At 69.1% G+C, this 18,145-nt stretch carries 17 protein-coding genes and 1 pseudogene; 12 read left to right on the forward strand and 6 right to left on the reverse strand.

Going from position 1 to position 18,145, the window contains the following annotated elements:
• Positions 1-125: 125 nt before the first annotated feature.
• The 5 genes from ybeY to ABNX08_RS02570 form a co-directional block, all read right to left on the reverse strand.
• A complete protein-coding gene (ybeY, locus tag ABNX08_RS02550) occupies positions 126-878 on the reverse strand; it encodes an rRNA maturation RNase YbeY (protein ID WP_349605526.1) in 753 nt (250 codons plus the stop codon).
• Entirely contained in the window at positions 879-1,877 is a 999-nt protein-coding gene (locus tag ABNX08_RS02555) for a PhoH family protein (RefSeq protein WP_022533603.1), read from the reverse strand. It lies immediately after the preceding gene.
• Between the two features lie 34 nt (positions 1,878-1,911).
• Positions 1,912-3,264 carry a tRNA (N6-isopentenyl adenosine(37)-C2)-methylthiotransferase MiaB gene (gene miaB, locus ABNX08_RS02560; protein ID WP_349605527.1) on the reverse strand — a complete coding sequence of 451 codons (1,353 nt, stop codon included), beginning with the start codon at positions 3,262-3,264 and terminating at the stop codon, positions 1,912-1,914.
• 103 nt (positions 3,265-3,367) lie between these two features.
• The gene (locus tag ABNX08_RS02565; protein ID WP_022533605.1) at positions 3,368-3,763 is read right to left on the reverse strand and encodes a hypothetical protein; all 396 of its coding nucleotides are present in this window, start codon (positions 3,761-3,763) and stop codon (positions 3,368-3,370) included.
• Positions 3,764-3,886: 123 nt separating this feature from the next.
• Positions 3,887-5,572 (reverse strand): ClcB-like voltage-gated chloride channel protein, encoded by a 1,686-nt coding sequence (locus tag ABNX08_RS02570; protein WP_041680941.1) that lies wholly within the window; start codon positions 5,570-5,572, stop codon positions 3,887-3,889.
• Between the two features lie 315 nt (positions 5,573-5,887).
• Here ABNX08_RS02570 and ABNX08_RS02575 point away from each other — a divergent pair, with 315 nt between their 5' ends.
• Both ABNX08_RS02575 and ABNX08_RS02580 read left to right on the forward strand, forming a co-directional pair.
• Positions 5,888-7,483: a DEAD/DEAH box helicase gene (locus ABNX08_RS02575; RefSeq protein WP_374063641.1), complete on the forward strand. Its 1,596-nt coding sequence runs from the start codon at positions 5,888-5,890 to the stop codon at positions 7,481-7,483.
• 18 nt (positions 7,484-7,501) lie between these two features.
• Positions 7,502-8,548: a serine/threonine protein kinase gene (locus ABNX08_RS02580; protein ID WP_022533608.1), complete on the forward strand. Its 1,047-nt coding sequence runs from the start codon at positions 7,502-7,504 to the stop codon at positions 8,546-8,548.
• A 49-nt stretch (positions 8,549-8,597) separates the two neighbouring features.
• Here ABNX08_RS02580 and ABNX08_RS02585 read toward each other — a convergent pair whose 3' ends face one another.
• Positions 8,598-9,038, reverse strand: coding sequence for a universal stress protein (locus tag ABNX08_RS02585; protein WP_022533609.1), 441 nt, complete (start codon positions 9,036-9,038; stop codon positions 8,598-8,600).
• Between the two features lie 396 nt (positions 9,039-9,434).
• Between ABNX08_RS02585 and ABNX08_RS02590 the strand changes: the two genes are divergently transcribed.
• The 10 genes and pseudogenes from ABNX08_RS02590 to ABNX08_RS02635 all read left to right on the forward strand — a co-directional run bounded on the left by ABNX08_RS02590 (position 9,435) and on the right by ABNX08_RS02635 (position 18,087).
• A complete protein-coding gene (locus ABNX08_RS02590) occupies positions 9,435-10,499 on the forward strand; it encodes a CaiB/BaiF CoA-transferase family protein (RefSeq protein ID WP_349605529.1) in 1,065 nt (354 codons plus the stop codon).
• A 65-nt stretch (positions 10,500-10,564) separates the two neighbouring features.
• Positions 10,565-10,975 carry a carboxymuconolactone decarboxylase family protein gene (locus ABNX08_RS02595; protein WP_349605530.1) on the forward strand — a complete coding sequence of 137 codons (411 nt, stop codon included), beginning with the start codon at positions 10,565-10,567 and terminating at the stop codon, positions 10,973-10,975.
• 283 nt (positions 10,976-11,258) lie between these two features.
• Positions 11,259-11,396, forward strand: a pseudogene (locus ABNX08_RS02600) (DNA-binding response regulator); the annotation flags it as partial.
• Positions 11,397-11,535: 139 nt separating this feature from the next.
• Positions 11,536-11,733 carry a response regulator transcription factor gene (locus ABNX08_RS02605; protein ID WP_349605532.1) on the forward strand — a complete coding sequence of 66 codons (198 nt, stop codon included), beginning with the start codon at positions 11,536-11,538 and terminating at the stop codon, positions 11,731-11,733.
• A 379-nt stretch (positions 11,734-12,112) separates the two neighbouring features.
• Positions 12,113-13,735 (forward strand): L,D-transpeptidase family protein, encoded by a 1,623-nt coding sequence (locus ABNX08_RS02610; RefSeq protein ID WP_349605533.1) that lies wholly within the window; start codon positions 12,113-12,115, stop codon positions 13,733-13,735.
• A gap of 30 nt (positions 13,736-13,765) precedes the next feature.
• On the forward strand, positions 13,766-14,353 hold the full coding sequence (locus ABNX08_RS02615; protein WP_349605534.1) for a DUF882 domain-containing protein: 588 nt from the start codon (positions 13,766-13,768) through the stop codon (positions 14,351-14,353).
• Between the two features lie 275 nt (positions 14,354-14,628).
• Positions 14,629-14,910 carry a UxaA family hydrolase gene (locus ABNX08_RS02620; RefSeq protein WP_022533617.1) on the forward strand — a complete coding sequence of 94 codons (282 nt, stop codon included), beginning with the start codon at positions 14,629-14,631 and terminating at the stop codon, positions 14,908-14,910.
• A 53-nt stretch (positions 14,911-14,963) separates the two neighbouring features.
• On the forward strand, positions 14,964-16,139 hold the full coding sequence (locus ABNX08_RS02625) for a UxaA family hydrolase (RefSeq protein WP_349605536.1): 1,176 nt from the start codon (positions 14,964-14,966) through the stop codon (positions 16,137-16,139).
• Positions 16,139-17,074, forward strand: coding sequence for a hydroxyacid dehydrogenase (locus ABNX08_RS02630; RefSeq protein ID WP_022533619.1), 936 nt, complete (start codon positions 16,139-16,141; stop codon positions 17,072-17,074). Before ABNX08_RS02625 ends, ABNX08_RS02630 begins: the two co-directional genes overlap by 1 nt.
• A complete protein-coding gene (locus ABNX08_RS02635; RefSeq protein ID WP_349605538.1) occupies positions 17,071-18,087 on the forward strand; it encodes an Ldh family oxidoreductase in 1,017 nt (338 codons plus the stop codon). Before ABNX08_RS02630 ends, ABNX08_RS02635 begins: the two co-directional genes overlap by 4 nt.
• Positions 18,088-18,145: the final 58 nt, after the last annotated feature.

An 18,145-nucleotide genomic window follows, 5' to 3' on the forward strand; every position in this document is an offset into this window, starting at 1 on the left:
AGCGCGTGGTGGAGATCGTCTGAAGGATACACTAAAAGCCTGACCGTCCCGTGACGGTGGGCGGGCCGCCGACGCCGCAAGTGATGCAGGCAGCGCCCGTCAGGACGCCGCCTGTGCGGGCGGCATCACGCGGTCGCGATGCGCTCCGCAAGATAGGGATCGGCATAACCCAGCGCCTGCAGCGTTTCGGTCTCGATCGCCTCCATTTCCTCGGCCTCGGCCTCGTCCTCGTGCTCATACCCCTGCGCATGCAGCACGCCGTGCACGATCAGGTGCGCATAGTGCGCTTCCAGCGGCTTGTGCTGCTCGCGCGCCTCGGCTTCCACCACCGGGCAGCACAGCACGATATCGCCCGTGACCGGGTCCTCCTCGTTCTCCGCATAGGCAAAGGTCAGCACGTTGGTGGCGTAGTCCTTGCCGCGATAGGTGCGGTTCAGCGTGCGGCCTTCTTCCTCGCCGACAAAGCGGATGGTCAGCGTGGCGTCGGCGTACAGCGCCGACTTGACCCAGGTTTCGATCTTGCGGCGCGGCGGCAGGCCGGCGCGCTTGCCGACACCGTCGCCATTCTGGATCTCGAGTTCCAGGGCGGGCGGGGTGGCCGGGGTGCCCGTGGTGGTGACCACCGGCGTGGCGGTCACGGCCACCGACAGTGCGTCATGGTTGTCCGGGCGCACCAGCAGGCCGGCCTGCTGGTTGGTATCGGTATGCTCGGCCAGCAGCGCGAGCACGCCGTCGGCGGCCTGCGACAGGTCCAGGGTGATGCTGCGGCCGTCGGGCAACTGCACGCGCAGCGCGTGCGCGGCGCTCTTGCGCGCGCGGCCTTCGTTATCGAACAGGGTCAGGCTGACGCCGGAAGACTTGGATTTCTGGGATTTCAATTACGCGTCCTTGTGCTGGGCGTGGTATTCGTCATAGGCATCGACGATGCGCGCCACCAGCGGATGGCGCACCACGTCGATGCTGGTAAAGCGGGTGCAGGCGATGCCGCGCACGTCGCGCAGCACGTGCTGCGCCTCCACCAGGCCGCTCTTCTGGCCCTTGGGCAGGTCGATCTGCGTGATGTCGCCGGTGATCACCGCCTTCGAGCCGAAGCCGATGCGCGTGAGGAACATCTTCATCTGCTCGGGCGTGGTGTTCTGCGCCTCGTCCAGGATGATGAAGGCATGGTTCAGCGTGCGCCCGCGCATATAGGCCAGCGGCGCGATCTCGATCATCTGGCGCTCGAACATCTTCTGCGTGCGGTCGAAGCCGAGCAGGTCGTACAGCGCGTCATACAGGGGGCGCAGGTAGGGATCGACCTTCTGCGCCAGGTCGCCGGGCAGGAAGCCCAGGCGCTCGCCGGCTTCCACCGCCGGGCGCGTCAGCACGATGCGCTTGACCGCATCGCGCTCCAGCGCGTCGACCGCGCACGCCACCGCCAGGTAGGTCTTGCCGGTGCCGGCCGGGCCGATGCCCATGGTCAGGTCGTGCGACAGGATATTGCGCAGGTAGTCGCGCTGCGCCACGGTGCGGCCCTGCAGGCCGGGGCGGCGGGTGTGCAGCACCGGCGATTCGTCGCCGATCTCGCGCTCTTCGACATCGTCGCCGTTGCCGGGCAGGTAGCTGCCGTGGGCGGACAGCTGGCGCGTTTCCACCAGGCCTAGCTGCACGTCGTCGATCGACAGCGGCGTGCGCGCCTGGTTGTAGAAGCGCTCCAGCGCCGCCGCGGTGTCTTGCGCATTGTTGCCGCGCACCGTCATGCGGTGGCCGCGCCGCTGGATGGTCACGTCGAGCGCCTGCTCGATCTGGCGCAGGTTTTCGTCGAGCGGCCCGCACAGGTTTTGCAGCCGGGTGTTGTCGTCCCTGGGGGCGACGAATTCTGCGGAAGGGATCTTCATCGGTTGGCGATGGCCTCGCTGAAACCTGCGTGGATTACTGGCGTACCACGATCTCGCCGCGCAGAGAGTGCGGGAACGCCTGCGTGATGCTGACATCGACCAGCTGGCCGACCAGCCGGTCGCGGCCGGCCTGGGGCACGCCCGGCAGCGCGAAGTTGACCACGCGGTTGTTCTCGGTGCGTCCGTGCAGCTCGGTCGGGTCCTTGCGCGCGGGCCCTTCCACCAGGATGCGCTGCACCGAGCCGACCATGTTCCGGCTGATGCGCTGCACGTTTTCCTCGATCGTGGCCTGCAGCCGTTGCAGCCGTCGCAGCTTGACTTCGTGCGGGGTGTCGTCGTGCAGGTTGGCCGCGGGCGTGCCGGGGCGCGGGCTGAAGATAAACGAGAACGAGGTGTCGTAGCCGATCTCCTCGATCATCGCCATCAGCTTCTCGAAGTCGGCATCGGTCTCGCCGGGGAAGCCGACGATGAAGTCCGACGACATCGACATGTCCGGGCGCAGCACGCGCAGCTTGCGGATGATGCTCTTGTACTCCAGCACGCTGTAGCCGCGCTTCATCGCCATCAGGATGCGGTCGGACGCATGCTGCACCGGCAGGTGCAAATGGTTTACCAGCTTTCCGCAGCGGCCGTACAGCTCGACCAGGCGCGAGGTGAATTCCTTCGGGTGGCTGGTGGTGTAGCGGATGCGCTCGATGCCGGGGATCTCGGCCACGTACTCGATCAGCAGCGCAAAGTCGGCGATCTCGGTGGTATCGCCCATCTTGCCGCGATAGGCGTTGACGTTCTGGCCCAGCAGCGTGACTTCGCGCACGCCTTGCTCGGCCAGGCCGGCGACTTCAGCCAGCACGTCTTCGAACGGGCGCGACACTTCCTCGCCGCGGGTGTAGGGCACCACGCAGTAGCTGCAGTACTTGGAGCAGCCTTCCATGATCGAGACAAAGGCGCTCGGGCCATCGACGCGTGCCGGCGGCAGGTGGTCGAACTTCTCGATCTCGGGGAAGGAGATATCCACCTGCGACTGGCCGGTGCGCTGGCGCCGCGCGATCAGGTCGGGCAGGCGGTGCAGCGTCTGCGGGCCGAACACCACGTCGACATACGGCGCGCGCGAGACGATGCTGGCGCCTTCCTGGCTGGCCACGCAGCCGCCCACGCCGATCACCAGATCAGGCTTGACGGCCTTGAGTGCCTTCATCCGGCCCAGTTCCGAGAACACCTTCTCCTGCGCCTTCTCGCGCACCGAGCAGGTGTTGAACAGGATCACGTCGGCGTCTTCGACGTTGTCGGTGGGTTCCAGCCCCTGGCTGGCGTGGAGGACGTCGACCATCTTGTCCGAGTCGTACTCGTTCATCTGGCAGCCGTACGTCTTGACGAAAACTTTCTTCATATGCCGATCTCAGTGGTTGACCTGGGGGCATCAGGGTGTTGCAACAACGCGGCCGGCGCGTGGGGCACGCCGGTCGCACTTCTGGGGCGAACTTCAAGGGGGACTACGATTTTGCTTTCAGCGCCTTCTGTTCGGGCTCGCTCAGCACCCAGGCCGTCAGCAGTTGGCCGTACAGGTCCAGCTTGTACCGCACCGGCAGCTTCTGGCCCGCCACCGCGGTCTTGGCCAGCAGCTGGTTGTCGGTGCCGAACAGGCGCAGCCCCGGCGCCACGCCCACGGTCTTGCCGTCCAGCGTGGCCGTCTGCGGCGCGCCGGCCGACGGTGTGGCGATGACCAGCTTTGCCGCCTGCGCATCGTCCGGGATCACCCGCACCGGCTGGGCCGCCGCGCTGGCCGCGCCGAGCAGCAGGGCGCCGGCGCAGGCCAGCGCACGCCTCCGCCCGCGCGAGGGTTTGACAGACTCCGGCGCCTGGCGGCGCGCATCATGACCTGCTGGCATGGGGGGAACTCCGACAAAAAGGACGAAGCGTTGGCGGGATCGCCCGAAGGCGGGCGCAACCCGCCATTTTACCCGCTCTTTTCCCCGCTGACGGGCCTGGCGATGCGGGGATCGGGTTTGTGCTCAGAACAGGCAGGATGCCTCTTGCAGCACACGCTGCTTGGACACCGTGCCCATCAGTTCGCGGCTGGTGGTGTCGCGCACCAGCGGGATGCGGTTGATGCCGTGCTCGGCGAACACCGCCAGCGCGTCGCGCAGCCGCGAATCGGGTGTCAGCGCCGGAAAGTCGCGCTCGGCCAGTGCCAGTACGTCATCCGGCGCGCCCTCGCGCTGGGCGCGCTGCAAGGCATGGATCGACAACGCGCCCAGCAGGCGGCCGTCAGGTTCCACCAGATAGAGATAGCGCGTGCCGGTTTCGGCGAACTTGTCCGCCGCCGCGCCCAGCGTGGCGTTGGGGTCGAGCACGGTGTCGGTCGGGTCGCACAGGCCGGCCAGCGTCAGCGTGCGCGCATGCTCGGCCGCGGCCGAGGCTTGCGCGCGCTCGGCGATCACGCTGTACAGCGACAGCGTCTGGCAGCGCGACGCCGTGTAGTACGCCGCCACCGCGCCGATCATCGACGGCAGCAGCAGCGCCGGCGCCAGCGTCATCTCGAACACCATCAGCACCGACATCAGCGGCGCCTGGCTGGTGGCGGCCAGGAAGGCACTCATGCCGACCAGCGGCAGCAGCGGCGCCGCGCCGGCCGCCGTCCCCTGCATCCCGATCGCCAGCAACTGCCCGAGTGCCGCGCCGACGAACAGCGAGGGCGTGAACACGCCGCCGACCGCACCCGAGCCCATGCTGATCACGGTCGCCACCAGCTTGGCCAGCAGCACGCCGGCCACCGGCACGCTCAGCGGCTGCTCCTGCAGGATGGTCTGGATGGTGGAGTAGCCGTTGCCCACCACCTCCGGCACCGCCATCGCCAGCACGCCGACCAGCGCCCCGCCAAGCGCCAGCCGCGCCACCGGCCCGCCTGGCACGCCGGCGAAGCGGCTGCGCGCAAAGCCGGCCGCACGCATGAAGAGCGCGCCCGCGATGCCGGCGGCCACGCCCAGCGCGGCCGCGGCCAGCAGGATGTGGGGGCGAAGGTCGGGCGCGATGTCCAGGCCGGGATAGAGCGGCTGCAGGCCGCCGTGCCACTGGCTGACCATGGCGCCGGCCACCGACGCGAGGAACAACGGCATCAGCCGCTGCACCGCTAGTGCCCCGAACACCACTTCGGCAACGAAGACCGCGGCGGAAAAAGGGGTGTGATAGACGGTGGCGAGGCCCGCCGCGGCACCGCATGCGGTCAGCATGCGCCGCATATTGGAGCCGCCGCCGCGCTCCAGCCGCGTCGACGGGAACAGCGAGCCGCACAGCGCGGCCAGCTGGATCATCGCGCCTTCCTTGCCGACCGAGCTGCCGCTGACGATCGAGAAGAACGACGACAGCGCGCGCAGCAGCGTGATGCGCACCGGCAGGCGGCCGCTGCCATTGGCCACCGCCTCCATATAGTCAGTGGCGCCGCGGTGGCTGCCGGCCAGGCGGTTGGCCAGCACCAGCAGCGCCCCGGCGAGCGCGCCACCGACCGCCGGCACCACCACGCGCCACACCAGCGCCAGCGTGGCGAAGACGGCAACCACGTCGGCGTGGCTGGAAAACAGCACCACGCCGGCGCCTTCCAGCGCCTCCTTGAATAAAGTGGTGGCGATGGCCGCGACGATCCCGACCGGGATGGCCGCGAACAGGGTAACTTCCTGGTCTTCGAGGAATCGCAAGCGCATGGCGGCTTTCCGGGGCGCCGGGCAGGGCCGGGCAGGGGGCCGGGATAGTGGCCGGGGGAGGCAGCCATGATAGCGCAGCGCCACCCGCTCCGGACCAGTGTGCGCCGCCGTGCATACGGGCCTGGGCCATGTGCAGAACCGGCTCGCCCCGGGCTGGTACACTAGCGACCTTTCTTGCGCGGCCGGGCCCCGATGGTCCCGCCAGGCTGGCCCCCGGCCACTTTCGCCCTTTTCTGATCCGATAGCGCTATCGATTACACGAGCCATCCGGCGTTAGGCGCACCACGTGCGCAGCGATGGCCGAAGCAGCAATTCATGTCTTTCTCTGAACTCGGTTTGTCCGAAAAGATTGTGCGTGCCGTGGCCGAACAGGGCTACACCACGCCGACCCCCATCCAGGCCCAGGCGATCCCCGCCATCCTCAAGGGCGGCGACCTGCTCGCCGGCGCCCAGACCGGCACCGGCAAGACCGCCGGCTTTACGCTGCCGATGCTGCAGCTGCTGTCTGACACCGCCGCGGCCCGTGCCGCCAATGGCGCGCCGCGGCCGGCCCGGGTGCCGGTGCGCGCGCTGGTGTTGACGCCCACGCGGGAACTGGCCGCTCAGGTCGAGGAGAGCGTGCGCAACTACGGCAAGTACCTGCGCTTGCGCTCCATGGTGATGTTCGGCGGCGTCGGCATCAACCCGCAGATCGAGCAACTCAAGCGCGGCGTCGAGATCGTGGTGGCCACGCCCGGCCGCCTGCTGGACCACGTGTCCCAGCGCACCATCGACCTGTCGCAGGTGGAGCTGCTGGTGCTCGATGAAGCCGACCGCATGCTCGACATGGGCTTCATCCATGACATCCGCAAGATCCTCAACGTGCTGCCGGCCAAGCGCCAGAACCTGCTGTTCTCGGCGACGTTCTCGGACGATATCCGCGCGCTGGCCGACCGGCTGCTGAACAACCCGGCCTCGATCGAGGTGGCGCGCCGCAACACCACCGCCGAAACCGTGGACCAGCGCGTCTACCCGGTGGACCGCGAGCGCAAGCGCGAACTGCTGGCCCACCTGGTGCGCCAGCATGACTGGCACCAGGTGCTGGTGTTCACGCGCACCAAGCACGGCGCCAACCGCCTGGCCGAGCAGTTGACCAAGGATGGCCTGTCGGCGCTGGCGATCCACGGCAACAAGAGCCAGTCGGCGCGCACGCGCGCGCTGTCCGAGTTCAAGGCCGGCACGCTGCGCCTGCTGGTGGCGACCGATATCGCCGCGCGCGGCATCGATATCGACCAGCTGCCGCACGTGGTCAACTTCGACCTGCCCAACGTGCCGGAAGACTACGTGCACCGCATCGGCCGCACCGGCCGCGCCGGCGCCGAGGGCGAGGCGATCTCGCTGGTCTGCGTGGACGAGCATGCGCTGTTGCGCGATATCGAACGGCTGATCAAGCGCAAGCTTGAGCAGACCGCGCTGCCGGGCTTCGAAGTCGACCCCAGCATCGCGCCCGAGCCGATCCAGAAGGGCCGCCAGCAGCGCGGCGGTGGCGGCCAGGCACCAAGCCAGGGCCGCGGACGCGGCCAGGCACGTCCGGCCGGCAATGGCGCCGAAGGCGAGAGCGCCCCACGCCAGCGTCCTGCGCGCGAGCCGCGCCAGGGGCAGGGCGGCCAGCCGCAAGGCCAGCCGCGCACGCGCGCTGCCGAAGGCGGCTCGCGCGGCAACGGTTCCGGCAACGGCAACCGCACCGGCCAGCCCGCCGGCGCGCGTAGCCCCGCCCCGCGCCGCGACGGCCAGGACCCGGCGCGCGGCCAGCAGCGCGCCGCGGCCCAGCCCGCGCGCCCGGCGCACGACGCCGCGCCGGCTCCCGCACGCAACCGCCGCCCCGCGCCGCAGGCCGCGCTGCTCGGCGGCAACCGCAAGCCGGCGCGCTGAGCGGACCAGGCTGACACCATGCACGCGTCCGACGCCCCGGCCGACCCCGGCGTACCCTACGCTGGCCTGACGCCGGAGCTGATGCTGGACGCGCTCGAAGCCGCCGGCCTGCGCCCCGATGGGCGCCTGCTGGCGCTCAACAGCTACGAGAACCGCGTCTGGCAGATAGGCATCGAGGATGCCGCGCCGGTTGTCGCCAAGTTCTACCGCCCCGGCCGCTGGACTGACGCGGCCATCCTCGAAGAACACGCCTTGGTGCAGCAACTGGCCGATGCCGAGATCCCGGCCGTGCCCGCCATGGCGCTGGCGCCGGGCCAAGCCGGTACGCTGCTGCACCACGCCGGCTTCCGCTTCGCGGTATTTCCCCGCTGCGGCGGCCGTGATCCCGCGCTGGACCGCTCCGACACGCTGACCTGGCTCGGCCGCTTTATCGGCCGCATCCACGGGCTCGGCGCCGCGCAGCCTTACCAGGCCCGCCCCGCACTCGACCTCGACACCTTCGGCATCGCCCCGCGCGACTGGCTGCTGGCCAGCGGCTGCATCCCCGCCGACCTGCTGCCCGCGTGGCAGTCGGTGGCGGACCTGGCGCTGGACGGCGTGCGCCGCTGCTACGAGCGCGCCGGCGATGTGCGCCTGCTGCGCGTGCATGGCGACTGCCACCGCGGCAACGTGCTGTGGATCGACGAGGACGACGCGCGCGGCGGCACTCACGGTGCGCCGGGCCCGCATTTCGTGGATTTCGACGACAGCCGCATGGCACCGGCCATCCAGGACATCTGGATGCTGCTCGAAGGCGACCGCGCGGCCATGCAGGACCAGCTGGCCGATATCGTCGCCGGCTATGAAGACTTTGCCGAGTTCCGCGCGCGCGAGCTATGGCTGGTGGAAGCGCTGCGCACACTGCGGCTGCTGCACTACAGCGCCTGGCTTGCCAGCCGCTGGGCCGACCCGGCGTTTCCCGCCGCCTTCCCGTGGTTTGGCACGGCGCGCTACTGGCAGGACCGGATCCTGGAATTGCGCGAACAGGTGGCGCTGATGGACGAAGCGCCCCTCTGGGGCGCTTGAGGTTGAGTCGCTGGCACCTCTGACGGTGCCGGTTTTCCTGCCGCTCAGATCATCCCTTTTTTTCCGGCGCTTTCACCAGCAGCACCGGGCATTGCGCCTGCGCCAGCACGCGCCCCGCCACCGAACCAATCACCGCATCGAAGAACGAGCCGCGCCCATGCGTGCCCATCACGATGGCCTGCGCATCGACCGAGCGCGCATAGGCGACGATCTTCTCCGGCGCAAAGCCGTGTAGCGCGTGCCGCTCGAATGGCACATTGGCCGCCGCCAGGATGTCGCACACGCCGACCATCGCCTTGTCGCTGGCTTCCCTGTGCCAGTCGTCGATGGTTTCCTTGCTGACAAAGGCGCGCACCTGGCCGCTCACTTCCGGCGCCACATGCACGACATGCACGGTAAAACCGCTCTGCAGCAGCTTGCCTTCGGCGATAAAGCGCGCCGCGGCGTCGCTGAAGGCCGAGCCGTCGGTGGCGAGCACGATATTGGTCATGACGGAAATCTCCTGGATGGGGGCTGTCGGACGAGCCAGGTTAAGGAACACCGCCGCATGGCGGGGATCGGTGAATACGGGCGGCGCAGCGGTGCGGCGCCGCCGCCATCTGGAACCATCATGGCAGGTAGTTTCCTGCTCGGACACGATTTAGATCAAGTTGGTTCGGAAATCGGCGATGCGGCAGTGCGATAGCCGGACGCCGCCTTCGGCATGACAAATACGTCAACCTGCCTGAAACATTTGGCCATTGCCGCGCCGGCGCCGTGGCGCGTAGCATGCTCCCGAGCCCCCCGCGCCCGCTGGCGCGGCGCATCCGACCATCCAACCCATAGCGAATACAAGCCGCCACCGCGCCCATGGCGCGGGCGGACGGCGACCCTGGAGACAACGATCATGAGTGAGCAAGGCATGCTGCCCCTGCGCGGCATCAAGGTGGTGGAGTTCGAAGGCATCGGCCCCGGCCCCTTGTGCGGTGCGATGCTGGCCGGCCTGGGCGCCGAGGTCACGCTGGTGACGCGCCCGGTCGCGCCGGACGCGCGCCGCATCCTGCGCGGCCAGCCCGTGCCGGCCGAGATGGAACTCGAGCATGGCAAGCGCGTGGTGCAGTTGAACCTGAAGTCGCCCGAAGGCGTAGCCGCCGCGCTGGACCTGGTCGCCGGCGCCGATGCGCTGATCGAAGGGCTGCGCCCTGGCGCGATGGAACGGCTCGGCCTGGGCCCCAAGGCCTGCCACGCGCGCAACCCGCGCCTGGTCTACGGCCGCATGACCGGCTGGGGCCAGACCGGCCCGCTGTCGCAGAGCGCCGGCCATGACCTGAACTACATCGCGCTGACCGGGCTGCTGTCGATGGCCGCGCGCGACGACGCGCTGCCGATGGTGCCGCCGACGGTGATGGGCGATGCCACCGGTGCGCTCGGCCTTGCCTTCGGCCTGACCAGCGCGATCCTGAGCGCGCGCGCCAACGGCGAGGGCTGCGTGGTCGATGCGGCGATCACCGATATCGTCGCCATGCTGGGCTCGCTGGTGCAGGTCTCGCGCGCCGCGGGCACGCTGGGCGGTCCGCAGCCCAGTCCCTTCCACGATTCGCCGTTCTATGACGTCTACCGTTGCGCCGACGGCCGCGCCATCACGCTGGGCGCGCTCGAGCCGCAGTTCTACCGCGAGCTGCTCGAGCGGCTGGAGCTGACCGACATCGACCCGGCAGCGCAGTACGACCGCACCCTGTGGCCGGCGGTCAAGGCTCGCATTGCGGCTTGCATCGCGGCGCAGCCGAGCACGCACTGGGAAGCGGTGCTGGGCGGCACCGACGTGTGCTTCGCGCGCGTGCTGACCCTGGACGAGGCCGCACGCCATCCGCACAACCAGGCGCGCGGCACCTATCGCCTGTACCAGCAGGACGAGCGGGAGGTCCCGCGCTCGGCACCGGCGCCGCGCTTCCTGCCAGCCGGCACGGAGTGACCGCCGCGGCCATTCGCACCGGTTCGGCTACCATGCGCTATCCCCTTGCACCGGAGACACATGCCATGGCCGAACCCACCCAACCTTCCGCCTATACCCCGACGCCCGCCTTCGAGGCCGGCCTTGACGTGCGCACCGAGGTGCTCGGGCCCACCCACGTCCAGCGCGCGCTGGACGCCGCCGCGCAGCAGGGCGACACCAGCCTGCAGCAGCTCGTCACGGAATTCGCTTGGGGCACGGTCTGGACCCGCGAGGGCCTGGACCGCAAGCAGCGCAGCCTGGCCACGGTGTCGATGCTGATCGCGCTGAACCGGCCGCAGGAACTGGCCGGGCACCTGCGCGGCGCGCTTGCCAACGGCGTCACGCCACGGGAGCTGCGTGAGCTGATGGTGCACAGCGCGGTCTACTGCGGCTTCCCCGCGGCGCTGGACGCCAGCCGCAAGCTCACCGAGGTGCTCGACGCCGCCAACGGCTAGCCCATTGTCCGCTACGGAACCATCCGACGGCGGCGCAGAGATTGCTGCAACCGCGCAGCGAGGATTCGGCGCTTCAGGACTGGGGAGGGCCCTTAACCTTGGCAGCAAGCCACACTGTCAAGGAGCCCGAAATTGCATCACGCGCTGATCGTCGACGAACCCTCCAGCTTCCGCGCGACCTTGTCCGCCCGGCTCGCCACCGAGCTGGACGCCGACCGGGTGCTGGAAACGGAGGGCATGCCCGAAGCCTTCCGCCTGGTGCGCGAGCACCAGGCCGGGGCTGGTGCTGGTCGATGCGGAATGGTTCGGCTACCCCGGCACCGAGTTCGTGCGGCGCATCTCGGCGGCGTTTCCGATGGTGCATGTGCTGGTGCTGTCCGGCAGCGATACCACGCTGGCGCCGGTGCGCGCGCTGCGCGCCGGCGCGCACGGCTTCGTCGCCAAGCAGCGCGGGCTCGCCGAGGTGCTGCAGGCGGTGCGCGGCGTGCTAAGCGGCTACCTGGTGTTCCCGATGCAGACGCTGGAGGCCGCGCGCCAGATCGGCGAGGAGCAGGATGCCGGTGCCGCGCCTGAGCAACCGCGAGGTCACCATCCTGCAATACCTGGCGCGTGGCCATTCCAACAAGTCCATCGCGGCCGAGCTGCTGATCAGCAGCAAGACCGTCAGCACGCACAAGGCCAATATCATGGCCAAGCTCAATGTCGGCTCGCTGGTGGAGTTGGTCGACTATGCGCGCCGGCACCAGATGGTGTGGTGAGCAGCGCCCTGAGTCTGAGGTGCGCAAATTGCGTCGGCCCACGCCGTTTTGGGGGGTGGGCCTGGCAGCCGGCTGCGTGCCGGCGCAGCTCAGGAATACGTGATCGTGTACAGCACGCTGGAATTGGCGGCGCCGACGGTGGCGGCACCGGTGGCGACGTACCGCACGGTGCACTGGTTGCGCCCGCTGCCGCCGGGCATCGCGCTGGACGGTGCGCCGCGCCATCGCGCCAACGCGGGTAGACTGTGGTGGTGTACGACGAATGTGACCCGTCCGCTCGATGCCTCTGATCCTGACTGCGGCAGCACCCCACACCGGCGCCACCTCAGCGGCCACGGCTGCCCGAAAACCTTCCGTTCTGGCTGCGCACGAGGCCGCCATGCGTGGCCGCGGCGCGTGGCTCGCGCGCAGTCTTGCCGCCGCGGTGCTGGCCTGTGCAGCCGCGGCGCTGGTGCCGGTCGCATTCGCGCAAGCGCCGGCGCAGGCGCCGGCGACGGTGCAGGGGCCACTGTGGTTCGCCCAGGGACGCCCGGTGCCGGAAGCCCGCCAGGCGGTCGACGCGCTCGCCGGTGTCGCCGCCGATGGGCTGGATCCCCGCGACTACGATGCCGACGCGCTGCGCCAGGCGGTGACCCAGGCGGCCACCGGCCCCGTGCTGCCACCCGACGCCGCGGCGCGCCTCGATGCCGCGCTGACTGGCGCGATGGAGCGGATGCTGGCCGACCTGCACGCCGGCCGCGTCAACCCGCGCGCCGTCCACGCCAACTTCAGCCCGCAGGCCGACCGCCCCTTCGACGCCGCCATGGTGCTGCGCGATGCCGTGGCGCAGCACCGGCTCCCCGACGCCGTCCAGCAGGCCGCGCCGTCATTCCCGCTGTACGGCACGCTGCGCCAGGCGCTGGGCCGGTATCGCGAGATCGCCAGGCAGCCGGTCTGGTTGCAGCCACTGCCGGCGCTGCCCGGCAGCAAGCTCACGCCGGGCCAGCGGTGGGCTGGCAACGTGGCGCTGGCCGCCCGCCTGGCCGGACTGGGCGACCTGCCGGGGGGGACGCCGGTGCCGCCGCGCTATGAAGGCGCGCTGGTCGACGGCGTCAAGGCGTTCCAGTCGCGGCACGGCCTGCAGCCCGATGGCGTGATCGGGCAGGCCACGCTGGCGCAGCTCAACGCACCCATCGCCAGCCGTGTGCGGCAGATCGAACTGACCATGGAGCGCATGCGCTGGACGCCGCTGGACGGTCCGCGCATGATCGTGGTCAACGTCCCCGAGTTCATGCTGCGCGCCTATGAAGTGCGCGACGGCAAGCTCGATATCAAGCTGGAAATGAAGGTGATCGTCGGCAAGGCGCTCGATACGCGCACGCCGCTGTTCAGTGAAGACATGCGCTATATCGAGTTCAGCCCGTACTGGAACGTGCCGCCGTCGATTGCCAAACGCGAGACCATCCCGCGCCTGCGCCAGGACCCCGGCTACTTCGACCGGCAAGGGCTGGAGTTCGTGACCGGCGACGGCAAGGCGGTGACCACGCTGTCAGAGGAGAACCTGGACGCGGTGCTCAATGGCCGCATGCGCATCCGCCAGCGCCCCGGCCCGGCGAATGCGCTGGGCGACATCAAGTTCGCGTTCCCCAACAACGAGAACATCTACCTGCACCACACGCCCACGCCGCAGCTGTTCAAGCGCGACCGGCGCGACTTCAGCCACGGTTGCATCCGCGTCGAGACGCCGGTTGCGCTGGCGCAGTTCGTGATGCAGGACATGCCGGAGTGGACCGAAGCGCGCATCCGCGATGCGATGGCGAGCCGCAAGTCGAAAACCGTGCGCCTGCAACAGCCCTTGCCCGTGGTGCTGGCCTACGGCACGGTCATCGCGCGGGCCGATGGTCGTGTATCCTTTCTCCCTGACATCTACGGTCACGATAAATTGCTGGACAACGCGCTGCGGCAACGCACCGGGCGCGCCACGCCGCCGGCACTCGCACGCGCCAGGGGCTCGACGCCATGAGGCGCGACTCGCACATCTAGAGGAAGTACCATGACTGATGCGACGCGCAAGGCACGCCGCCGCTTTCTTCATACCACCGGGACTCTGGCGCTGGCCGCGGGCCTGATGCCGCTCGCGCCGCGCAACGCGCTGGCCAGCCTGCCGGATGGACGCTCGCTGGCAAGCCTGGCAGACGCCCGTAAGCTCACTTTCGACCATACCCACACCGGCGAGCATATTTCGCTGATCTACGCCGTGGGCGACCGCTTCCTGCCGGATGCGCTGAGTTCGCTCAACGGCTTCCTGCGCGACCATTATTCCGGCGCCGTAGGGGTGATCGATCCGCAGCTTTTCGAGGTGCTGTTCCGCGTGCGCCGCGAACTCGCCACCGACAAGCCGTTCCAGGTCATCTCCGGCTACCGCAGCCCGGCTACCAACTCGCGGCTGCGCACCTCGCGCGGCGGCGGCGTGGCGAAGCACAGCCTGCATATGGACGGCAAGGCCATCGATATCCGCGTGCCGGGCGTTGCCCTGTCCGATGTGCGCGATGCCGCCAAGTCGTTGCAGGCCGGCGGCGTCGGTTTCTACCAGGGCGAGCAGTTCGTCCACCTCGACACCGGCCGCGTGCGCTACTGGTAAGCCGGCAAGCCGGTCTTTGTCCCGGGCCCTTGTCGCGGCCTTTGTCCTCTCTTTGCTTCATTCGCCCGCATGCGCCGGGCGAACGCTGACCTGCCTCCAGGGCGGCTGACGCCGCCGCAATTCCCCTTCCTGCCTTCCCATTGACCTCGCCCGCGCAAGCGGCGGCGCAGCATTGCATTTGCTTACTCAACTAAATCATATATATGAGTTGGTTGACATGGATCATACCGTTACCTATGATCAGTTCACCGACGAACCATACCGAGGAGACAACGATGATTCATGTAGTGCTGCACGACGCGAAGGACACCGTGGCGGTAGCCGTGGTGGAGGGGATCCAGTCCGGCACCACGCTGAATGCCTGGATCATGGATGAAGACAAGATCGTGACCGTGAAGGCCCTGCAGCCGATCCCTATCGGGCACAAGGTGGCGCTGCGCGACATGGAGCCCAACGACACCGTCTACAAGTACGGCATCGACATCGGCAAGGTGGTGGCACCGATCAAGGCGGGCGAGCACGCCCATGTGCACAACATCAAGACCAAGCGCTGGTAAGCCGGCGCGCGCGCTTCCTCTCATCTCCCCACCAAATATCAGAGACCCAAGCCATGTCCGTGATCGACCAAAACACCACCTTCTGGGGCTACCGCCGCGACAACGGTCGCGTCGGTGTGCGCAACCACGTCATCATCCTGCCGCTGGATGACCTGTCCAACGCGGCCGCCGAGGCCGTCGCCGTCGCGATCAAGGGCACCATGGCGATCCCGCACCCGTATGGTCGCCTGCAGTTCGGCCCGGACCTCGACCTGCATTTCCGCACGCTGATCGGCGCGGGCAGCAACCCCAATGTCGCCGCGGTGGTGGTGATCGGCATCGAAGAGGGCTGGACCAAGAAGGTCGTCGATGGCATCGCCAGGACCGGCAAGCCGGTGGTCGGCTTCGGCATCGAAGGCCATGGCGATCACAACACCATCATGCGCGCCTCGAAGGCGGCGAAGGAATACGTGCAGTACGCCACGGCGCTGCACCGCGTGGAGTGCCCGATCAACGAGCTGTGGGTATCGACCAAGTGCGGCGAGTCCGATACCACCTCGGGCTGCGGCGCCAACCCCACCGTCGGCAATGCCTTCGACAAGCTCCATCCGCTCGGCACCACGCTGGTGTTCGGCGAGACCTCGGAGCTCACCGGCGGCGAGCATATCGTCGCCGCGCGCTGCGCCAACGACGAGGTGCGGCACCAGTTCATGGCCATGTTCGAGCGCTACCAGGGCATGATCGACCGCTGGAAGACCTCGGACCTGTCGGAATCGCAACCGACCAAGGGCAATATCGCCGGCGGCCTCACCACCATCGAAGAGAAGGCACTGGGCAACATCCAGAAGATCGGCAAGAAGTGCACGGTCGACGGGGTGCTGGACAAGGCCGAGGAGCCGACGCATCCGGGCCTGTGGTTCATGGATTCATCATCGGCCGCTGCCGAGATGGTGACCCTGTGCGCAGCCGCCGGGTACGTGGTGCATTTCTTCCCCACTGGTCAGGGCAACGTGATCGGCAACCCCATCCTGCCGGTGATCAAGCTGTGCGCCAATCCGCGCACGGTGCGGCTGATGAGCGAGCACATGGACGTGGATTGCTCCGGCCTGCTGCAGCGCGAGCAGACCCTGGACCAGACCGGCGACAAGCTGCTCGAGTGCATGCTCGCCACGATCAACGGTCGCTGGACGGCTGCGGAGGCGCTCGGCCACCGCGAGTTCGTGCTGACCCGCATCCACGAGTCGGCATGATGAAGCGCATCTGCATCAGCGAGTTCATGGACTCGGCCGCGGTGCAGGTGCTGCGCCCGGGCTTCGACCTGCAGTACGAGCCGGCCTGGGTGGAGCGCCGCGCCGAGCTGCTGGGTGCGTTGCCCGGAGCGCACGCGCTGATCGTGCGCAATCGCACCCAGGTCGACGCGGCGCTGCTCGAGCGTGCGCCAGCGCTGCGCGTGGTCGGGCGGCTCGGGGTCGGGCTCGACAATATCGACGTCGAGGCCTGCCGCGAGCGCGGCATCCGCGTGATACCCGCGGCCGGCGCCAACGCGCGCTCGGTTGCCGAGTATGTGGTCACCACCGCCGCGATGCTGCTGCGCGGCGCATACGCCAGCAGCGCCGAGCTGGCCGCCGGCCAGTGGCCGCGTGCGCGGTTGTCGGAGGGCAGGGAGGCGCTCGGCAAGACCCTGGGCCTGGTTGGCTTCGGCGACATCGGCAGGCAGGCGGCGGCGCTGGCGCAGGCCTTCGGCATGCAGGTGGTGGCCTGCGATCCGATGCTGGCGTCTGACGACCCGGTGTGGGCGCGCACAGGCGTGCGCAGCGTCTCGCTCGACACGCTGCTGGCGCAAGCCGATGCGGTCAGCCTGCATGTACCGCTGGTCGCCGCCACCCGGCACCTGATCGATGCGCAGCGGATCGCCGGCATGAAGCCGGGGGCCGTGCTGATCAATACCGCGCGCGGTGGCGTGGTCGACGAGGCGGCGCTGGCGCAGGCGCTTCGCGACGGGCACCTGGCCGGTGCGGCGCTCGATGTCTTCGAGCGCGAACCGTTGCCCGCGGACAGTGTGCTCGCGGGCGTGCCTAACCTGATCCTGACCCCGCATATCGGCGGCGTGACGCGCGAGGCCAATGTGCGGGTCTCGATGATGATCGCGCAGCAGGTGCGGCAGACGCTGGAGGCCCTGTCATGAGCCGCATGCCGATGACTGAACTGGGGCGGCTGGCCAACGCCGCATTGCGCCGCGCGGGAGCGAGCGAGCTGCAGGCCGGTGCCACGGCCACGGCGCTGGTGCGGGCCGATGCCGTAGGGCTGGCGTCGCACGGCGTGTCGCGCGTGCCGATGTACGTCGCGCACCTGCGCGAGGATCGTGTCGACGGCAGGGCCAGGCCCGCGGTGCGGTCCGCCCGGGCCAGCGCGGCGCTGGTCGATGCGGGCTGCGGTTTCGCCTTCCCCGCGTGCGACCTGGCTATCGCCGAGGCGATGCGCCGCGCCAGCGAAACCGGCGTGGGCGTCGCGGCTGTCACCAACAGCCACCATTTCGGCGCCGCGGCGCTACCGCTGGATGCCGTCGCGCGGGCCGGCATGGTGGGGATCGCGATGGGCAACTCGCCAGCGGCAATGCCCGCATGGGGCGGGCGGCGCCCGCTGTTCGGCACCAATCCGATTGCCGCCGCCTTTCCGCGCCGGGAACGCTCGCCGGTGGTGATCGACCTGTCGCTCTCGGAAGTGGCGCGCGGCAAGATCATGGTAGCGGCGAAGCAGGGCAAGCCGATCCCGCTCGGCTGGGCGCTGGACGAGGCTGGCCAGCCGACTACCGATGCGCAGGCCGCGCTGCGCGGCTCGATGCTGCCCGCAGGCGGCGTCAAGGGCGCGATGCTCGCGCTGATGGTGGAGTTGCTGGTGACATCTCTGGCGGGTGCGCAGTTCGGCGCCGAGGCCGATTCATTCTTCAGCGATGCCGGCAATCGCCCCCGCATCGGGCAACTGTTCATGGTGCTGGACCCTGGCGCCTTCGCCGGCACCGACGCGTATGCCGAGCGCGTCGAGGCGCTGCTGCAGGCGATGCTGGAAGACGAAGGCACACGCCTGCCCGGCGCGCGGCGCGATGCCGCACAGGCCGATGCCGGGGCCAATGGCATTGAGGTTCCCGACGCCTTGCTCACCGAATTGCGCGCGCTCGCAGGCGAGGAGGGCCGCGCCTAGAAATTCATTCCACAACGACAGCGGACCCGCGACGACGGGGCCGGCAACCACAAAACGG

Source organism: Cupriavidus sp. DF5525 (assembly GCF_040149425.2).
Lineage (GTDB): Bacteria > Pseudomonadota > Gammaproteobacteria > Burkholderiales > Burkholderiaceae > Cupriavidus > Cupriavidus pickettii_A.